The sequence below is a fragment of the Pedobacter antarcticus genome (assembly GCF_900112985.1).
Taxonomy (GTDB): Bacteria; Bacteroidota; Bacteroidia; order Sphingobacteriales; family Sphingobacteriaceae; genus Pedobacter; species Pedobacter antarcticus.
In genome coordinates, this window is sequence record NZ_FONS01000004.1 from 106,619 (window position 1) to 122,360 (window position 15,742).

The 15,742-nt window shown below is 39.8% G+C and carries 16 protein-coding genes; 7 read left to right on the forward strand and 9 right to left on the reverse strand.

The window, feature by feature from the left end; genetic code table 11:
• Nucleotides 1-6: 6 nt before the first annotated feature.
• The 4 genes from BM192_RS10260 to BM192_RS10275 all read right to left on the reverse strand — a co-directional run bounded on the left by BM192_RS10260 (nt 7) and on the right by BM192_RS10275 (nt 3,798).
• Nucleotides 7-1,272 (reverse strand): NupC/NupG family nucleoside CNT transporter, encoded by a 1,266-nt coding sequence (locus tag BM192_RS10260; protein ID WP_037439883.1) that lies wholly within the window; start codon nt 1,270-1,272, stop codon nt 7-9.
• Between the two features lie 61 nt (nt 1,273-1,333).
• A complete protein-coding gene (locus BM192_RS10265; protein ID WP_037439885.1) occupies nt 1,334-1,951 on the reverse strand; it encodes a bifunctional nuclease family protein in 618 nt (205 codons plus the stop codon).
• 46 nt (nt 1,952-1,997) lie between these two features.
• On the reverse strand, nt 1,998-2,969 hold the full coding sequence (locus BM192_RS10270) for an electron transfer flavoprotein subunit alpha/FixB family protein (protein ID WP_037439887.1): 972 nt from the start codon (nt 2,967-2,969) through the stop codon (nt 1,998-2,000).
• A 91-nt stretch (nt 2,970-3,060) separates the two neighbouring features.
• Nucleotides 3,061-3,798 (reverse strand): electron transfer flavoprotein subunit beta/FixA family protein, encoded by a 738-nt coding sequence (locus BM192_RS10275; RefSeq protein ID WP_037439889.1) that lies wholly within the window; start codon nt 3,796-3,798, stop codon nt 3,061-3,063.
• Between the two features lie 122 nt (nt 3,799-3,920).
• On the opposite strand from BM192_RS10275, the gene BM192_RS10280 reads away from it, so the two are divergent.
• A complete protein-coding gene (locus BM192_RS10280; protein WP_037439891.1) occupies nt 3,921-4,256 on the forward strand; it encodes a tetratricopeptide repeat protein in 336 nt (111 codons plus the stop codon).
• A gap of 5 nt (nt 4,257-4,261) precedes the next feature.
• Nucleotides 4,262-5,464, forward strand: coding sequence for a chromate efflux transporter (gene chrA, locus BM192_RS10285; protein WP_037439893.1), 1,203 nt, complete (start codon nt 4,262-4,264; stop codon nt 5,462-5,464).
• Nucleotides 5,465-5,528: 64 nt separating this feature from the next.
• Here the strand turns inward: chrA and dnaB are convergent, their stop codons facing one another.
• Entirely contained in the window at nt 5,529-7,103 is a 1,575-nt protein-coding gene (dnaB, locus tag BM192_RS10290) for a replicative DNA helicase (RefSeq protein WP_037439895.1), read from the reverse strand.
• Nucleotides 7,104-7,338: 235 nt separating this feature from the next.
• On the opposite strand from dnaB, the gene rlmB reads away from it, so the two are divergent.
• Entirely contained in the window at nt 7,339-8,109 is a 771-nt protein-coding gene (gene rlmB, locus BM192_RS10295; protein ID WP_037439933.1) for a 23S rRNA (guanosine(2251)-2'-O)-methyltransferase RlmB, read from the forward strand.
• Here rlmB and BM192_RS10300 read toward each other — a convergent pair.
• On the reverse strand, nt 8,106-9,197 hold the full coding sequence (locus BM192_RS10300; RefSeq protein ID WP_037439935.1) for a mannose-1-phosphate guanylyltransferase: 1,092 nt from the start codon (nt 9,195-9,197) through the stop codon (nt 8,106-8,108). The two genes, rlmB and BM192_RS10300, sit on opposite strands and share 4 nt — an antisense overlap.
• An 18-nt stretch (nt 9,198-9,215) precedes the next feature.
• Nucleotides 9,216-10,181 (reverse strand): KpsF/GutQ family sugar-phosphate isomerase, encoded by a 966-nt coding sequence (locus BM192_RS10305; protein WP_037439897.1) that lies wholly within the window; start codon nt 10,179-10,181, stop codon nt 9,216-9,218.
• Between the two features lie 88 nt (nt 10,182-10,269).
• On the opposite strand from BM192_RS10305, the gene recQ reads away from it, so the two are divergent.
• The gene (recQ, locus tag BM192_RS10310; protein WP_074588040.1) at nt 10,270-12,459 is read left to right on the forward strand and encodes a DNA helicase RecQ; all 2,190 of its coding nucleotides are present in this window, start codon (nt 10,270-10,272) and stop codon (nt 12,457-12,459) included.
• Between the two features lie 5 nt (nt 12,460-12,464).
• Nucleotides 12,465-13,283 carry a 3-deoxy-8-phosphooctulonate synthase gene (gene kdsA / locus BM192_RS10315; protein ID WP_037439899.1) on the forward strand — a complete coding sequence of 273 codons (819 nt, stop codon included), beginning with the start codon at nt 12,465-12,467 and terminating at the stop codon, nt 13,281-13,283.
• 69 nt (nt 13,284-13,352) lie between these two features.
• Here the strand turns inward: kdsA and BM192_RS10320 are convergent, their stop codons facing one another.
• Nucleotides 13,353-13,976 (reverse strand): 7-carboxy-7-deazaguanine synthase QueE, encoded by a 624-nt coding sequence (locus tag BM192_RS10320; protein ID WP_037439901.1) that lies wholly within the window; start codon nt 13,974-13,976, stop codon nt 13,353-13,355.
• A 94-nt stretch (nt 13,977-14,070) separates the two neighbouring features.
• Here BM192_RS10320 and BM192_RS10325 point away from each other — a divergent pair, with 94 nt between their 5' ends.
• Nucleotides 14,071-14,415: a Rieske (2Fe-2S) protein gene (locus BM192_RS10325; protein WP_037439903.1), complete on the forward strand. Its 345-nt coding sequence runs from the start codon at nt 14,071-14,073 to the stop codon at nt 14,413-14,415.
• A 35-nt stretch (nt 14,416-14,450) separates the two neighbouring features.
• Here BM192_RS10325 and BM192_RS10330 read toward each other — a convergent pair whose 3' ends face one another.
• Nucleotides 14,451-14,852 carry a (deoxy)nucleoside triphosphate pyrophosphohydrolase gene (locus BM192_RS10330; protein WP_037439905.1) on the reverse strand — a complete coding sequence of 134 codons (402 nt, stop codon included), beginning with the start codon at nt 14,850-14,852 and terminating at the stop codon, nt 14,451-14,453.
• Between the two features lie 224 nt (nt 14,853-15,076).
• Here BM192_RS10330 and BM192_RS10335 point away from each other — a divergent pair, with 224 nt between their 5' ends.
• A complete protein-coding gene (locus BM192_RS10335) occupies nt 15,077-15,709 on the forward strand; it encodes a hypothetical protein (RefSeq protein ID WP_051759789.1) in 633 nt (210 codons plus the stop codon).
• The last annotated feature ends 33 nt before the right edge of the window (nt 15,710-15,742 follow it).

A 15,742-nucleotide genomic window follows, 5' to 3' on the forward strand; every position in this document is an offset into this window, starting at 1 on the left:
TATGTTTTACATAAGTATTCCTGCAATGCAAGCGGAAAGATAGGAGGCCAGGGTACCGCACATTAATGCTTTTAACCCCAATTTCGCTAAATCCCCACGGCGCTCAGGTGCCAATTCTCCAATTCCACCGATCTGCATACCCACACTGCTGAAATTTGCGAAACCGCAAATGGCAATGCTGATAATCAAAACTCCTTTTTCTGTTACTATAGGTACTGCATTTGTAGTCAGATTTTTGAAAGCCAGAAATTCATTTACAGTTAATTTTTGCCCTAACAGGGTAGCCGCATTATTTACATCTACACTGGGAATTCCCATAGACCAGGCAAATGGATAAAACAATTTACCAAAAATCCAGTCTAATGAAAGATTTAAGTTCGGACTAAATAAATGACCTATATTAACCAGCGTGTAATCTACTAATGCAATTAGCGCAATAAAGCCAATTAACATGGCTATTACATTCATAGCGATTTTAAAACCTTCACTTGCACCATTTGAAATCGCATCGATCAGGTTGGTATATTCACTTTTAACTTCGAGTTTTACATTACCCATAGTCTGGGATGCCTCAGTTTCTGGATAAACAATTTTGGAGATAATCAGGGCTCCGGGGGCGGCCATTAAACTTGCCATAATTAATTTTGGGGCCAGATTCATGCCAGCCTGTGCACCCATATTCGCATAAACGATTAGAATACCGCCAGCAATACATGCAAGGCTACCACTCATAGATGCTAGTAATTCGCTTTTCGTCATGCCTTTGAGGTATGGCTTAATCATCACTTGTGCCTCAACCTGGCCAACAAAAGCACTGGCAACATTACTTAATGCTTCTGCACCGCTAACGCGCATGACAAAGTTCATCCCTTTAGCGATGACCGCTACTATGCGTTGCATAATTCCGAAATGATAGAAAACCGCCACCAGTACGCAAACCAGAATAATAGTTGCGGTGACGTTAAATGCAAATACAAAACTCTCTGGTACGGCGTAAGCATGTGGCTGACCGTCAAAGCCAATCACTGCAACTCCACCATATACAAAGTCGACACCTTTTTTAGCAAATTGTTCGATTTTCTGCATTCCTTTACCAAGGAATTCGAAGAAGTGCTGCACTGGGGACACACGCAAAATTAGAACGGCAATCAGTACCTGCAAAGTTAAACCACTGGCTACAAGTCTGAAGTTTATCTTTTTTTTGTTATTGGAAAAAAGATACGCTAGGCCCAAGATAAATAAGATGCCTAGTATTCCGTGAAAACGCTCCATAAAAAATAATCAAATAAGAAAGTTGGGGGTGATATTGGTAAGTATAAAATTTATTGTAATACTATTGAGATGAATTTCTTTTGTTTATTTCATCCCTGATTCGTGCAGCTTTTTCATACGCCTCATCAGCAATAGCTTCCTGAAGTTTCTGATTTAATTCCTCTAAACTGAGATTACTGTAATTACTTGCAGGGGTTTTAGGATCTATGGATTCAATAGCTTGTTCTTTCCCAAGGCTATCCATGTTTTCAAGAAATACGAAGTCATTACCTTCAATTACTATTCCAGCAGATGAAAGGATAAATTCGTAAGTGTAGATTGTGGAGTTAAATCTGACTGCGAGCGCAATAGCATCAGATGTTCTGGCGTCAATCTCCTCGGTACGTTGTCCGTCCGTACAGATTAATTTTGCATAGAAAACACCGTCAACCAGATTATAGATCAGAATTTCTTTGATCTCTATATGATATGTATTTGCAAATGTTTTAAACAAATCATGAGTGAGTGGACGGCTCGGCGTCATTTTCTCAATTTCTATGGCGATTGCCTGTGCTTCAAAAGCACCGATAATGATCGGTAAACGTCTTCTGCCATTTACTTCTCCTAGTACAAGTGCATATGCTCCTGACTGGGTTTGGCTGTAAGATAAGCCAACAATGTCTAGTTTTACTTTTTTCATAATGATGAATATTTGGCGAAGTCAAAAACTCCGCCAAATATTTATACTAGGCTTGATGTTTTTTTAAAGCCTCAATAAGTTGAGGAACGACTTCGAAGGCATCTCCAACGATTCCATAATCAGCTACCTTGAAGAACGGAGCCTCCGGGTCTTTGTTAATTACAACAATAACTTTCGAAGAGCTTACTCCAGCCAGGTGTTGAATAGCACCGGAGATACCGATAGCAATATATAAATTAGGACTAATAGCAATACCAGTTTGTCCTACATGTTCTGAATGTGGTCTCCAGTCGGCGTCAGACACAGGTTTTGAGCAGGCAGTGGCAGCACCGAGTAAACCGGCAAGCTCTTCTACCATTCCCCAGTTTTCAGGGCCTTTTAAGCCTCTTCCGCCAGAAACAACGATCTCCGCATCAGGTAATGTTACTTTATCGGTCGCCCTCACGATTTCTTTGATAACAGCAACCAGATCTTTAGATTGCAGGGCAGGACTGAAGCTTTCAACTTCAACACTGACAGGTGCATCCTTAATGCCAAAAGCATTAGGGTTTAGTGCAATGACCTTAACTGCCGATGTAAGTTCAGTAACAGCAAATGCTTTTCCGGAGAAAGCTGTCTTTTTTACCTGGAAAATACCGCCATCAATCTTTGGTAATTCTACCGCACCGTCAACTAGGCCCGCCTTAAGTTTGACGGCAATACGTGGCGCAAGTCCTTTTCCAGAAAATGAGTTAGAAAGAACGATGATGTCTGCACTTTCTTTTTGTGCCGCTTCGGCTATCACTGCTGCGTATGCCTGATTTACGAAATTCTTTAACTCTCCGGCCTCAACGTTTAATACTTTTGAAGCGCCATACTGTCCCAGTTCTTCTAACTGACCCTGTTCAACCTGGCCAATAGAAACTGCAGTAAGGTTTGTTCCTGTCTGATCTGCAATGGCTTTAGCATAAGATACTGCTTCAAAAACAGATTTCTTAAACTTACCTTCGACTTGTTCTACATATACTAAAACTGACATAATTCTTTTCTTAAAATTTTCTAATCAGGATGGACCTATCAAAAGTTAAATAATGTCCGGATACCCGTTTTAAATAATAGTTTCTCTATTCTTAGATAACCTTTGCTTCTGTATGCAGCAGACTGATAAGGCTGGCTGCATCTTCTGCTGGAATCAATTTAACTGCGCCACGTGCAGGCGGAGTTTCAAACTGAACAATTTTAGCAACTTCATCTATAGGAGCTGCCTCAATAACAACCAATGGTTTACTTCTCGCGGACATGATACCGCGCATGTTAGGTATTTTTGGTTCGGCTACACCTTCGGCGCAGCTCGCAACAAATTTACCGGAAACATTCACAACTTCCTTACCGCCTTCAATTTCTCTTTCTAGGACTGCAGACGACCCGTCAAAATCCAGTTTTTTTATAATAGAGATAGATGGGATATCCAGGAATTCACCTACCATAGCAGCAACTTGTGCACCATTATAGTCGATAGATTCACGGCCGGTCAGGATCATATCAAAATCAGTGGTTTTAGCATATTCAGCAATTTGGAATGCTGTAAAATACGCATCTCTAGGTACTGCATTAATTCTTACGGCATCATCAGCACCTATGGCTAATGCCTTTCTAATGGTCGGGTCAGTTGAGCTGTCGCCAACATTCACCACTGTAACAGTGCCTTTTCCGCCTTCGCATAGTTCTATAGCTTTCGATAAAGCCAATTCATCATAAGGGTTCACAATATACTGAACACCGGCTGTATTGAATTGTGTATTATCGTTAGTAAAAGTTATTTTTGTGGTTGTGTCGGGCACATGACTGATACAAACTAATATTTTCATATGATAAGTTGTTTAAATTAATGAAGCTGAGATCAGCTATTATTGGTTCAAATTGGCTTGAAATGATAACAGTTTCATGAAATTTCTTTTTGCAAATCTAATTAAAAAAGCAGGGATTTAAAATGCAAAGTACCCGATTAACCAAGTTATTAGCGTTTTTAACAAACGAACCTCAAGATCCATTTATATTATATGCACTCGCTACAGAATATAACAGTTTAAAAGATACTGACAATGCTTTTCACTACTATCTGAAACTTGTTGCGGAACATCCTGATTACGTAGGAACATACTATCATCTGGGTAAATTATATCAGCAGGTAGGTCAGCAGGAGCGGGCGGTCGAAATTTATCAGGCGGGGATGAAAGCGGCAAGAGATAAAGGCGACCGGCACGCGTTTTCTGAGCTGCAGGGAGCGTATAATTCTGCGGCGGGTTTGGATTACGAAGATGATTAACCCCAATGAAAGCAAGTCGAAAACTACTTTTTATTAAAGATGTACTGCTCTTTACTTTTTCAGCTTTTGGAGGAGCACAGGCGCATATCTCTTTATTGCTTAAATATTTTGTAAAGCAAACACCTTTTGTAACTGAGGAAGAATTACTGGAACTAAATGCGCTGGCTCAAATACTGCCGGGTCCGGCATCTACACAGACGCTGGTAGGTATTGCTTATAAGGTTGGTGGGTTAAAACTGGCCTTACTGACCTTCTTAATCTGGATTATTCCCTCTGCTGCCGTGATGACGCTGGCGGGGATATATTTCGCCCAGTTTGACCAGAAGGAAAAGTTTATAATTATACTCAAATACATTCAGCCGATAGCATTGGGCATTGTCGCTTTTGGAGCTTATCATCTTTCCAGAAAGGTGCTTGTCAATCAGATCTCTGTGTTTTTAGCTATCGCCGCTGCTATAGTGACCCTTGTCTTGCGAAATGCATATGTCTTCCCCTTAGCTATATTAGTGGGTGGAATGATCTCTTCTGCGCTGGAGACCCATGGGGAAGAAAGCGCGATCAGAACTAAACTGCTTTCTAATATCAATCCAAAGAAGCTGGGTTACTTTCTTGGATTATTATTATTCCTGGCGTTATTGGGTGCTATAATAAACAGAACTTCGCCTTTTAGCCTACCGGTTAGGTTATTTGAGAATTTCTACAGGAACGGGATTCTTATATTCGGAGGGGGGCAGGTGCTGGTGCCGTTGATGTTTACAGAATTTGTGCAGATGAAGCACTACTTGACGTCTTCTGGATTTCTTTCGGGATTTGCATTGCAGCAGGTGCTACCCGGACCTACGTTTAGTTTTACAAGTTACCTAGGTACGCTGAGTATGAAGAATTTCGGATATGGAATTTACGGTCAGATTGCGGGTGGTTTTATAGGGGTATTTGGTATTAATCTGCCAGGTTTGATTCTGGTGCTTTTTATTGTTCCTTTCTGGGAAGATCTCAAAAAAATAACGAGAATCAAGCGTTCATTATCTGGCATAAATGCAGTTAGCGTTGGTTTTATTATTGCTGCATTTTTTCTGTTATTTCAGCCTATTGGGTTTGATATATTGTCAATCACTCTGGTGATCATAACTTTTCTGATTCTGAATTTCACCAGAATCAGTCCGCCCTTTATCATACTTGCCGGTGTCCTACTTGGTTATCTGATTTAACCGTTTAAAATTGAAAAGCCTGCTTGTTTTGTTACAAGCAGGCTTTTCATAATAGATTTAAACCTTAAAAAGGTGCATCTTCGTCATTAAAATCATCCATTCTTGAAGGTTTGATGATCACATTTCCCGAAGGTCTGTCAAAGTCTGCAGAAGGCATCATTCCAGCAGCAGGATCCATTGAGAATGAATTAGGAGGCATGAAATCTTCCTCTAGATCGGTAAATTTCACGTATTTACCAATGAATCTAAGCGGTACAATTCCCGTTTCACCATTCCTGTGTTTTGCTATAATTACTTCTCCGACGCCTGCCTGTGATCTTCCACTTTCATCTTCTGTAATACCGTAATATTCCGGACGGTATAGGAATAACACCATATCTGCATCCTGCTCAATGGAACCGGATTCCCTCAAATCGGATAGTAATGGCCTTTTACCATTTACACCTGGTCTGGACTCGACTGCACGACTTAACTGAGATAGCGCTAAAACAGGAATGTTCAACTCTTTTGCTACGGATTTCAATGCTCTCGAAATACTACCAATTTCCTGCTCTCTATTTCCACCACCACTCTGTCCTTCGCCTTTACCATGCATTAACTGTAAATAGTCAATGATGATCATTTGTATGTCGTATTGAGATTTGAGTCTTCTGCATTTAGCTCTGAATTCGAAAATGTTCAGTGCAGGTGTATCATCAATCAGCAGCGGAGCCTCGGTTAAGGTGCCAATTTTGCTGTGTAATTGCTGCCATTCCCATTCAGCGAGATTACCTTTCCGTATTTTTTCCTGTTCAATTTCAGTTTCACCTGAGATCAGACGATTAACCAACTGAACTGATGACATCTCTAAAGAGAAAACAACAACTGGTCTTTTGAAATCGACAGATGCATTTCTTGCACACGTTAATACAAAAGCGGTCTTACCCATGGCGGGACGTGCTGCGATGATAACTAAATCTGAAGGCTGCCACCCACCAGTAATTCTGTCTAAAGCTGTAAACCCGGAAGGTACGCCAGTTAAACCGTCAGATTTTGTCCGTAGTTCTTCTAACGTAGCAAGAGATTGTTTAATAATCTCGTCCATTTTCTGAGTGTCCCGTCGAAGATTATTCTGTGCAATATCAAATAGGCCTTTTTCTGCAGTATCCAGCAGATCGAAGATATCTGTTGTATCTTCATAGGCATTTTGTATAATTTCAGTAGAAATACGGATCAGCTCACGCTGAATATATTTCTGAGAAATGATTCTGGCATGGTATTCAATATTTGCAGCAGAAGCAACGCGATTGGTGAGATTGGTTATATAATAAGCGCCACCTACCATTTCTAGCGTGCCAAGTGTTCGCAGTTCAGAAGTCACTGTCAGAATATCGACAGGTTTAGATTTCTGAAACAGTAAAGCAATTGCTTCAAATATTTTTTTATGAGATTCCTGATAAAAAACTTCAGGCTTAAGAATATCAATTACGGTAGATAAGGCATCTTTCTCTAGCATCAGAGCCCCGAGAACCGCCTCTTCCAAATCAATCGCCTGTGGAGGTATTTTTCCCAGAGTATTCATGGGTGCGCCAAGCCTGTTTTTACGGGTAGAGCTATAGCTCTGCCTATCTTGGCCCTGTGTTCCGTTATCCGTATTCATAGATACAAAAATAGATAAAAATTGCAGGCCTTACGGAATTGTTTTTAAACATTATTTATCAGTTTATAATTTTTTTATCTGGAATTTGATACAGATTTTGGAATCGAAAATTTGATGTTTCAAACTGTTTTAATCCGCGTTGAGTTTCTGATTATAGGATGCTTGAACCGATAATTGATTAACCATGAGGGCAAATCTGATTATTTCAGCTATTTTTGTACGTAAAATAAGCTCAATGGAAAACTTTAAAAGGTCGTCAAGACCTAAAGAAAATAACGAATTTGTATTTGGTATCCGCGCAGTTATAGAGGCAATTAAAGCCGGTAAGGATATCGAAAGTATATATATGCAGCGGGGATTGACAGGGGAGATTATCCCAGAGCTTAAAGGCTTGTTAAAGAACACTGATATCCCGGTTCATAATGTTCCGGTTGAGAAACTGAACCGAATGACCCTTAAAAATCACCAGGGTGTAATAGCTGTGATTTCAGCTATTACCTTTCAAAAGATTGAGGATATTATTCCGTTAATTTATGAAAAGGGTGAAGTACCGCTAATTCTTATTCTTGATGGAATTACTGATGTCCGGAATATGGGGGCAATTGCCAGAACTGCGGCATGTACGGGTGTGCACGCTATAGTGGTACCAGCTAAAAATTCTGCTCAAATCAATGCCGATGCTATTAAGACATCCGCGGGAGCTTTATTTACAATCCCTGTTTGCCGTCATCAGAACTTACATAAAGTTGCGCTATATCTTCAAGAGTGCGGATTACAAATCGTCGCCTGTACGGAAAAAACTAACGATCTGATTTATGCGCCGGACTATACTGCGCCAACTGCAATTGTAATGGGTGCAGAAGATGAAGGAATATCTAATGAAATTATGCGCATGGCGAATCATTTAGCGAAGATCCCAATGTTCGGTGAGATTGGTTCGCTAAATGTATCTGTTTCGACTGGAGTTATACTTTATGAAGCTATCAGACAGCGTGTTAATGCTTAGATAAATTTCTGTCCAAATACAGACTTAACGTCTGCGACAATCTGTTTAACACTTTGCTCCTCTGTTCTAGGGCAGATTAATAATGTGTTATTCGCCTCCACAACAATATAATCATGTAAACCCTGCAGGATAACCAGTTTATCCTCAGGGACATTGACCATGCAATTGGAAGAGTTAAACATCATTACCTGTTCTGATGGGATAACGGCATTACCGACATAATCTTTCTCAGCCATATCGTAAATTGACGCCCATGTTCCAAGGTCGGACCAGCCAAAGTCTGCAGGTAATACATAAACATTGTCTGCCTTTTCCATGATTCCAAAATCTATTGAAATATTGGTGCACTGTAAATAAGCGTTTCCGATAAAGTTCTTTTCATCTGGCGTATTATACGCCGATGCGCCAAGGTGGAAAATCTCGTACATTTCCGGCAGATGTTTGCTGAATGCATTATTAATTGCTTTGGCAGACCAGATAAAAATACCGGCGTTCCAAAGAAAATCACCGCTTTGCACAAAAGATCTTGCTAGTTCTATATTCGGTTTTTCTGTGAATATTTTAACTTTATGAATTTCAGGATCCTTCTCCAGAGTCTGTTCGACGTACTGTATGTAGCCATATCCGGTGTCCGGGCGGCTTGGTTTTATACCCAGAGTGATCAGACATTCATTTTCCCTGGCTGCATCAAGTGATTGATTAATTGCAGCTATAAAAGCATCCAGATTTGAAATCGTATGATCAGAAGGAGCAACAACAATGGTTGCATTTGGATTAAGTTCTGCAATTTTCATAGAACCATAAGCCACACAAGGTGCGGTGTTACGCATAATCGGTTCTGCCAGAATCTGATTTGATTTTAATTCGGGTAGTTGTTCCTTAACTTTATCTATATAGATCTCATTAGTTACAACAAAAATATTTTCAGGCGGACAAATTTTAAGAAATCGTTCGTAAGTACTTTGGATAAGCGTTTTTCCTACTCCAAAAAAATCAATGAATTGCTTTGGATGTTCAATTCTACTTACAGGCCAGAAGCGGCTTCCGACTCCGCCAGCCATTATTAATGCGTAATTGTTTGAGTTCATATTGTGATTAGACATCGTTTAGAGTAATCCTTCATGCAGAAGGTCGTGCAAATGTAAGATACCAAAATAGCTATTGTTTTCGGTAACTAATAATTGAGTAATATTAGTTGAACGGATCAGTTCGAATGCTTGTACAGCCAGGGTGTTTTTATCCACTGTTTTTGGAGATGAATTCATGATATCTTTTGCAGTCAGATTCGTAAGATCAGTATACTTTTCTAACATTCTCCGAATGTCTCCATCTGTGATTATTCCGATGATCTGTTCATCTCGAACAACAACAGCTGCACCTAAACGGTTTTTACTAATTGTTATGATTACATCCTTTACTGCGGAATTAGGTGATACAGTGGGTTTTGCGTTTTTTGAAGAGAGATCACCAGCTTTTAAGAATAAACGTTTACCCAAAGATCCACCAGGATGATATTTTGCAAAATCATCTGCATTGAAGTCTCTGGCTATCAGTAGGCTAATTGCCAAAGCGTCACCCAAAGCAAGTTGAGCAGTCGTGCTTGTTGTAGGCGCAAGGTTATTAGGACAGGCCTCTTTTTCAATCGTCGTATTGAGAATGAAATCGGCTTGTAAAGCCAGTTCCGATTCTAATTGACCAACCATGCCAATCAGGAGATTGCCTGCGTGCTTCAGAAGGGGTATCAGGACCTTAATTTCGGGGGTATTTCCACTCTTGGAAATACAGATAACGATATCCTCCTGACGGATCATTCCAAGGTCTCCATGCACTGCATCAGACGCGTGCATAAAACTCGAAGGCGTACCCGTAGAATTGAAAGTAGCAACGATTTTTTGCGCGATGATTGCGCTTTTCCCAATTCCAGTTACGATTACTCGGCCTTCACAGGCTATAATTCTGGATACTATCGTGGTAAAATCTTCATTTATGTAGTCGATAAGTCCAAGGATTGCCTGGGCTTCCATCTGTAAAGTGTTGATCGCCGCACTGATAATTGATTTTTTACTTTTCAAAGAGAATTATTTAGTACAATAATGCATTAGTTGATGCAAAATTATGTTATTTTGAATCAAAAATAGCACTGAATATTTTATACACAAAATGGACGTGAAAAAGTCGTTGTTTGACAACCTGCAAACCTTTTTTGGTTTTGACAATTTTAAAGGCGATCAGGAATCAATTATTACCAATGTTCTTGAGCGCAAAAATACCTTTGTGATTATGCCGACAGGTGGTGGGAAATCCATATGTTATCAACTACCGGCATTAATGAGTGAAGGTACTGCGATCGTGATATCACCGCTAATTGCGCTGATGAAGAACCAGGTGGATCAGCTGAGAGCATTCGGAGGGAGTGATAGTATTGCTCACTTTTTGAATTCTTCCCTGAATAAGTCGGAAATTGCTCAAGTTAAAAGTGATTTACTGAATGGTCAGACGAAATTACTATATGTAGCGCCGGAATCTTTATCTAAAGCAGATAATATCGAATTCCTGAAGCTCATCAAAATATCTTTTGTTGCGGTAGATGAAGCCCATTGTATTTCGGAATGGGGACATGATTTTCGTCCGGAATACCGGAGAATACGCCAGGTGATCAGCGGCCTGGGACCAGATATCCCGATTATTGCATTAACTGCAACAGCTACACCCAAGGTACAGCAAGACATTATCAAGAATCTGCAGATGTCAGATGCCACTCTTTTCAAATCTTCTTTTAACAGACCAAACCTCTTTTACGAAGTACGTCCTAAAAGGGATGTAATTAAAGAAATTATCCGCTACATTAAATATAACACTGGTAAATCAGGAATTATATATTGCTTGAGCCGTAAAAAGGTTGAAGAAGTGGCTGAGGCACTGAATCTGAATGGAATAAAGGCATTACCTTATCATGCCGGACTGGAACCAAAGGTGAGAGCAGACACACAGGATAAATTTCTAATGGAAGATGCAGAAGTCATTGTTGCTACAATTGCATTTGGAATGGGGATTGATAAGCCAGATGTTCGGTTTGTAATGCACCACGACATCCCAAAAAGTATGGAGGGATATTATCAGGAAACTGGTCGCGCAGGCAGAGATGGAGGCGAGGGGATTTGTATTGCATTTTACGCACAAAAAGATGTGGACAAGCTTGCTAAATTCATGAAGGATAAACCTGTGGCAGAAAGAGAAATCGGAACGCAAATCCTTAAAGAAGTAATCGATTACGCTGAATCCGGTGTTTGTCGCAGGAAGCAGATTCTCCATTATTTTGGAGAAAACTTCAATGAGACCGGTTGTAACTGCATGTGCGATAATTGCAAAAAACCAAAAAAACTATTCGAGGCAGAAGAACAACTTAAAACTGTTCTTACGATGATCGGACAGATGGGGGAAAAGTTCGATGATGCTCATATTCTGAATGTTTTGATGGGGCAGGAGACTGCTCAAACGATAGCCTACGAACACAACAAACTGAAGGAATTTGGATGGGGAAAATCTGAAGGAGAAAATGTCTGGAAGTCTGTAATCAGACAGGCTGTTCTGAATAATTTTCTTTCGAAGGATATCGATAATTATGGTTTACTGAAGCTGACTAAATCAGGCAGAGAATTTATCGAATCTCCTTATAATATTAAATTTATCCTTAATGAACCTATTGAGAGTTCACCGGATGACGATGAGGATGATGTAAAACATGGAACAGGTACTTTAGACATACAACTTTTACAACTGCTGAAAGATCTTCGCAAGAAAATTGCAAAGCAGAAAAATGTACCTCCGTTTGTAGTATTTCAGGATCCTTCATTGGAAGAAATGTGTACGCACTATCCAATTGCCCCCGACGAATTGAAACAAATTTCCGGAGTGGGAAATGGAAAAGCAATGAAATTTGGTGCACCATTTCTGGAGTTAATTAAAAAATATGTGGCTGATAATGATATTGAACGTCCAATTGATTTAATTATCAAAACACAGGCGAATAAATCACAGCTGAAGGTTTCTATTATACAAAATGTGGACAGGCAGATTGGGCTTGAAGATATTGCCAGATCTAAAGGGATCACTTACGATGAAATCCTGAAGGAAATTGAAGCAATTGTGAATTCAGGAACTAAACTAAACCTGAATTATTTTGTTGATGAGATATTGGATGATGACCGTCAGGATGAAGTCTTTGATTATTTCCGTGCTGCGGAAAATGACTCTATAGACGCGGCCCTGAAAGATTTAGGGGAAACTGATTATACCCGCGAAGAAATACAATTAATGAGAATTAAGTTCATGTCAGAACTAGGAAACTAAAACTAATGATCAATTTCGATATACCACAGTTAAAACATACAGCATCTGATAATTTCTTTTTAATGGCAGGTCCATGTGCGATCGAAAGTGAAGAAATGGCACTCAGAATTGCAGAGAAAATCGTTCAGATAACAGATAAGCTGGAAATTCCATATATTTTTAAAGGCTCCTATCGTAAAGCTAATCGTTCCAAAGGCGATTCTTTTACAGGAATTGGAGATGAAAAAGCACTAAAGATTCTTGAAAAAGTAGGGAAGACTTTTGGTGTGCCCACTGTTACCGATATTCACGAAAGTCAAGAGGCCGCAATGGCTGCAGCTTATGTAGATGTGTTACAAATTCCCGCTTTTCTTTGCCGTCAGACTGATTTACTTATCGCTGCTGCCAAAACAGGAAAAGTTGTTAATGTGAAAAAAGGACAGTTCTTATCAGCAGGTTCAATGAAATTTGCGGTAGAGAAGATTGTTTCCGAAGGTAATAATAAGGTAATACTTACAGATAGAGGTAATACGTTCGGGTATCAGGATCTGATTGTCGATTATCGTGGTATTCCCGAGATGAAGTCTTTTGATGTTCCTGTAGTAATGGATGTTACTCATTCCTTACAGCAGCCTAATCAGAGTACCGGTGTAACGGGTGGAAAACCACAATTGATAGAAACTATTAGTAAGGCAGCTATTGCTGTAGGAGCAGATGGTTTATTTATTGAAACACATCCCGACCCGGCAAATGCTAAATCTGATGGTGCTAATATGTTGCAGATTGACTTATTGGAAGACTTACTGGTCAAATTGATCAGAATCCGGAAAGCAGTAAATTTTTAATAATGCACTGTATTTCAGCCCGGTCTGCCTCCAGACCGGGCTTTTTTTTGTACAACTTTGAAAGTTATATTATGGGATATTCAGGTACTTATGTGTCTGAAGCGAAATTTCCCATTTTGGATTTGCCATTACATATTCTACAATCAGTGGCGTTATTTCCTGTGCCTTTGACCATTCTGGTTGCAAATAAAGTTTGCAGCCAGGTGAAACAGTTTCAGCGTATTTCTCAGCCCATTCAAAGTCACTCTTATTAAATACAATAACTTTAAGTTCGTTTGCGAAAGGTGTAATATCTGGTCTTGGCGCTTTAAATTTCTTTGGAGAGAGGCATATCCAGTCCCAATGTCCTGAAAGTGGATAGGCTCCGGAGGTTTCAATAAACGTAAGAATGTTTTTCTCCTTGAGTTTGGCAGTTAGATAATCAAGATTATAGATCAAAGGTTCTCCGCCGGTAATGACTACTGCTTTTCCAGGGAAGGTTTCCGCTTTAGCGACAATATCATCTGAAGAGGTGAGCGGATGTAGTTCTGCGTCCCAGCTTTCTTTAACATCACACCAGTGACAGCCCACATCACAGCCTCCTAAACGAATAAAGTATGCAGCTTTACCTGTGTTATAACCTTCACCCTGAATTGTGTAGAATTCTTCCATTAATGGAAGTAATGTGCCGTCTGCGGGAATATTGTGTGCCATAAGAAAGATGCAAAGTTAATTAAAATATACACGGCAAACAGGAATTTTTCAAACGCTAAGCAGTTTGAATGTCAAAAAATGTACTTTAGCTAATATGAGAACCCTGCGTTGGCATAAACTTGAAATTGAAATTCCTCGTGATGAAGAATTTATAGTGCCCGTAGCAGTTGCGGGTAAAAAGCTATGTTTAATCCGTCATGAAGGAAAATTGTATTTAACCCAGAGAAGCTGCCCGCACGCCGGGGGGCAATTAAGCGGCGGTTGGTGTAAAAAAGGAATGCTTATCTGCCCCTTACACCGGTATGGTTATAACCTGGAGAACGGACGAGGTGCGGAGGGACAAGGAGACTATATTGATATTTATCCTTTGAGAATAGATAGTGATGGACTATATGCAGGGATAAAGGAAAATCTTTTTAAACGTTTTTTTGGCCGTTAAACACGACTTCCATTTCAATTAAGGTGACGCCGGCTTTAGAAAGGTTTTTCCACGATGAGCTGGTAAACGGCTGGCAAATCTGCTTCTGCCCAGTCTAATTCTGCGAGCAGGCCTGGATCCATCCAAGCAGATTGCTGATGGACATGAAGGGTATGCCGGTATGAGCTCACGCGGCATATAAAGCAGTTAAGTTCAATGAAGAAGTCTGGATATTGATGCTCTACCGTGCAAAAAAGAGAATCTATGCGGATATCCATTGATAATTCTTCTTTAATTTCTCTTATTAGTGCTTCTTCGCCGGTTTCACCGGACTCAACTTTACCACCAGGGAATTCAAATTTATCACTCAGATAATCAAATTCGTGTCTGCCACGTTGCACACATAGAATTTTACCCTGATATATAATAATGGCGGCTACGACTTGGAGATTTTTCAATTTTTGAAATGGTGTGATATTTTTCTAAAAATACAAAAGGCTGGTGAGAGTTCCAGAAAAAGAACCGTGGTATTCGGATGTAAGATTTGTTTATCCAGACTTTACATTCAATTTAAAAATTCTGTTGATCCCCTGTTTTTTAGATGAACCGGTGGTACAATTTGATTTGTATTTAATCTGTAAATAATATTGCCCTTGTACTTTCGCCCTTAAATAAATAAGCCATGAAAGACATTAAATTGTTCATATTCCTGTTAGCGTTGACCTTCATCACATTTTTCACCTTCGCAGAAGAGAAGTTGCCTGCAAAAAAAGGTGAAGTGCAGATTCTGATAGTAGGATTAAATGATAATATCAGGTCTAATTATTATTACGATGCGAGTATAGCCGAGGAAACCGGAATAAATGTGGATAGCGTCGTTAGGAAATTTAACACAATTATCGCAAAGAACATTGCGGAAGCGTTGCCGAAAAGTGCTTGTAAATTTATTACAGAGAATAGTCAGTCTACCTCTGAAAAACTGGCAGATAAAATCGAATTTCACGGGGAAGGGGAGAACTGCAATTCAAGTCTTTCGAAAATCCCTGTGGATACCTATAAAGAAGCACTAAACAAAGAAAATGCAAAATATCTGTTGGTTATTAATCAGCATTATCTGAAAAGGCAGGAACAGCCAATGCGAACAGTTTTTCATATTGTCAGCTATACGTTATATGATCAGGACCAGAAAGAAGTGCTGACCGGCAACCAATTTTTCACTTCGATGAAGCTGGAATCTGCAGAAAAGATCAAACAGATTAGCCGTAAGAGTACCGCGAAGATAGCCTCTTCGATTGCCCGTACGCTCGACTTATAATTAAGCCACTATTTACCGGAATGCCTAAGGCTT

Bases quoted from the DNA above. Each gene is read 5' to 3' on its own strand.
- recQ (WP_074588040.1), top strand. From the start codon at position 10,270: ATGGACGTGAAAAAGTCGTTGTTTGACAACCTGCAAACCTTTTTTGGT.
- BM192_RS10280 (WP_037439891.1), top strand. From the start codon at position 3,921: ATGCAAAGTACCCGATTAACCAAGTTATTAGCGTTTTTAACAAACGAA.
- BM192_RS10260 (WP_037439883.1), bottom strand. From the start codon at position 1,272: ATGGAGCGTTTTCACGGAATACTAGGCATCTTATTTATCTTGGGCCTA.
- BM192_RS10265 (WP_037439885.1), bottom strand. From the start codon at position 1,951: ATGAAAAAAGTAAAACTAGACATTGTTGGCTTATCTTACAGCCAAACC.
- BM192_RS10270 (WP_037439887.1), bottom strand. From the start codon at position 2,969: ATGTCAGTTTTAGTATATGTAGAACAAGTCGAAGGTAAGTTTAAGAAA.
- BM192_RS10320 (WP_037439901.1), bottom strand. From the start codon at position 13,976: ATGGCACACAATATTCCCGCAGACGGCACATTACTTCCATTAATGGAA.
- chrA (WP_037439893.1), top strand. From the start codon at position 4,262: ATGAAAGCAAGTCGAAAACTACTTTTTATTAAAGATGTACTGCTCTTT.
- kdsA (WP_037439899.1), top strand. From the start codon at position 12,465: ATGATCAATTTCGATATACCACAGTTAAAACATACAGCATCTGATAAT.
- BM192_RS10335 (WP_051759789.1), top strand. From the start codon at position 15,077: ATGAAAGACATTAAATTGTTCATATTCCTGTTAGCGTTGACCTTCATC.
- dnaB (WP_037439895.1), bottom strand. From the start codon at position 7,103: ATGAATACGGATAACGGAACACAGGGCCAAGATAGGCAGAGCTATAGC.
- rlmB (WP_037439933.1), top strand. From the start codon at position 7,339: ATGGAAAACTTTAAAAGGTCGTCAAGACCTAAAGAAAATAACGAATTT.
- BM192_RS10300 (WP_037439935.1), bottom strand. From the start codon at position 9,197: ATGAACTCAAACAATTACGCATTAATAATGGCTGGCGGAGTCGGAAGC.
- BM192_RS10275 (WP_037439889.1), bottom strand. From the start codon at position 3,798: ATGAAAATATTAGTTTGTATCAGTCATGTGCCCGACACAACCACAAAA.
- BM192_RS10325 (WP_037439903.1), top strand. From the start codon at position 14,071: ATGAGAACCCTGCGTTGGCATAAACTTGAAATTGAAATTCCTCGTGAT.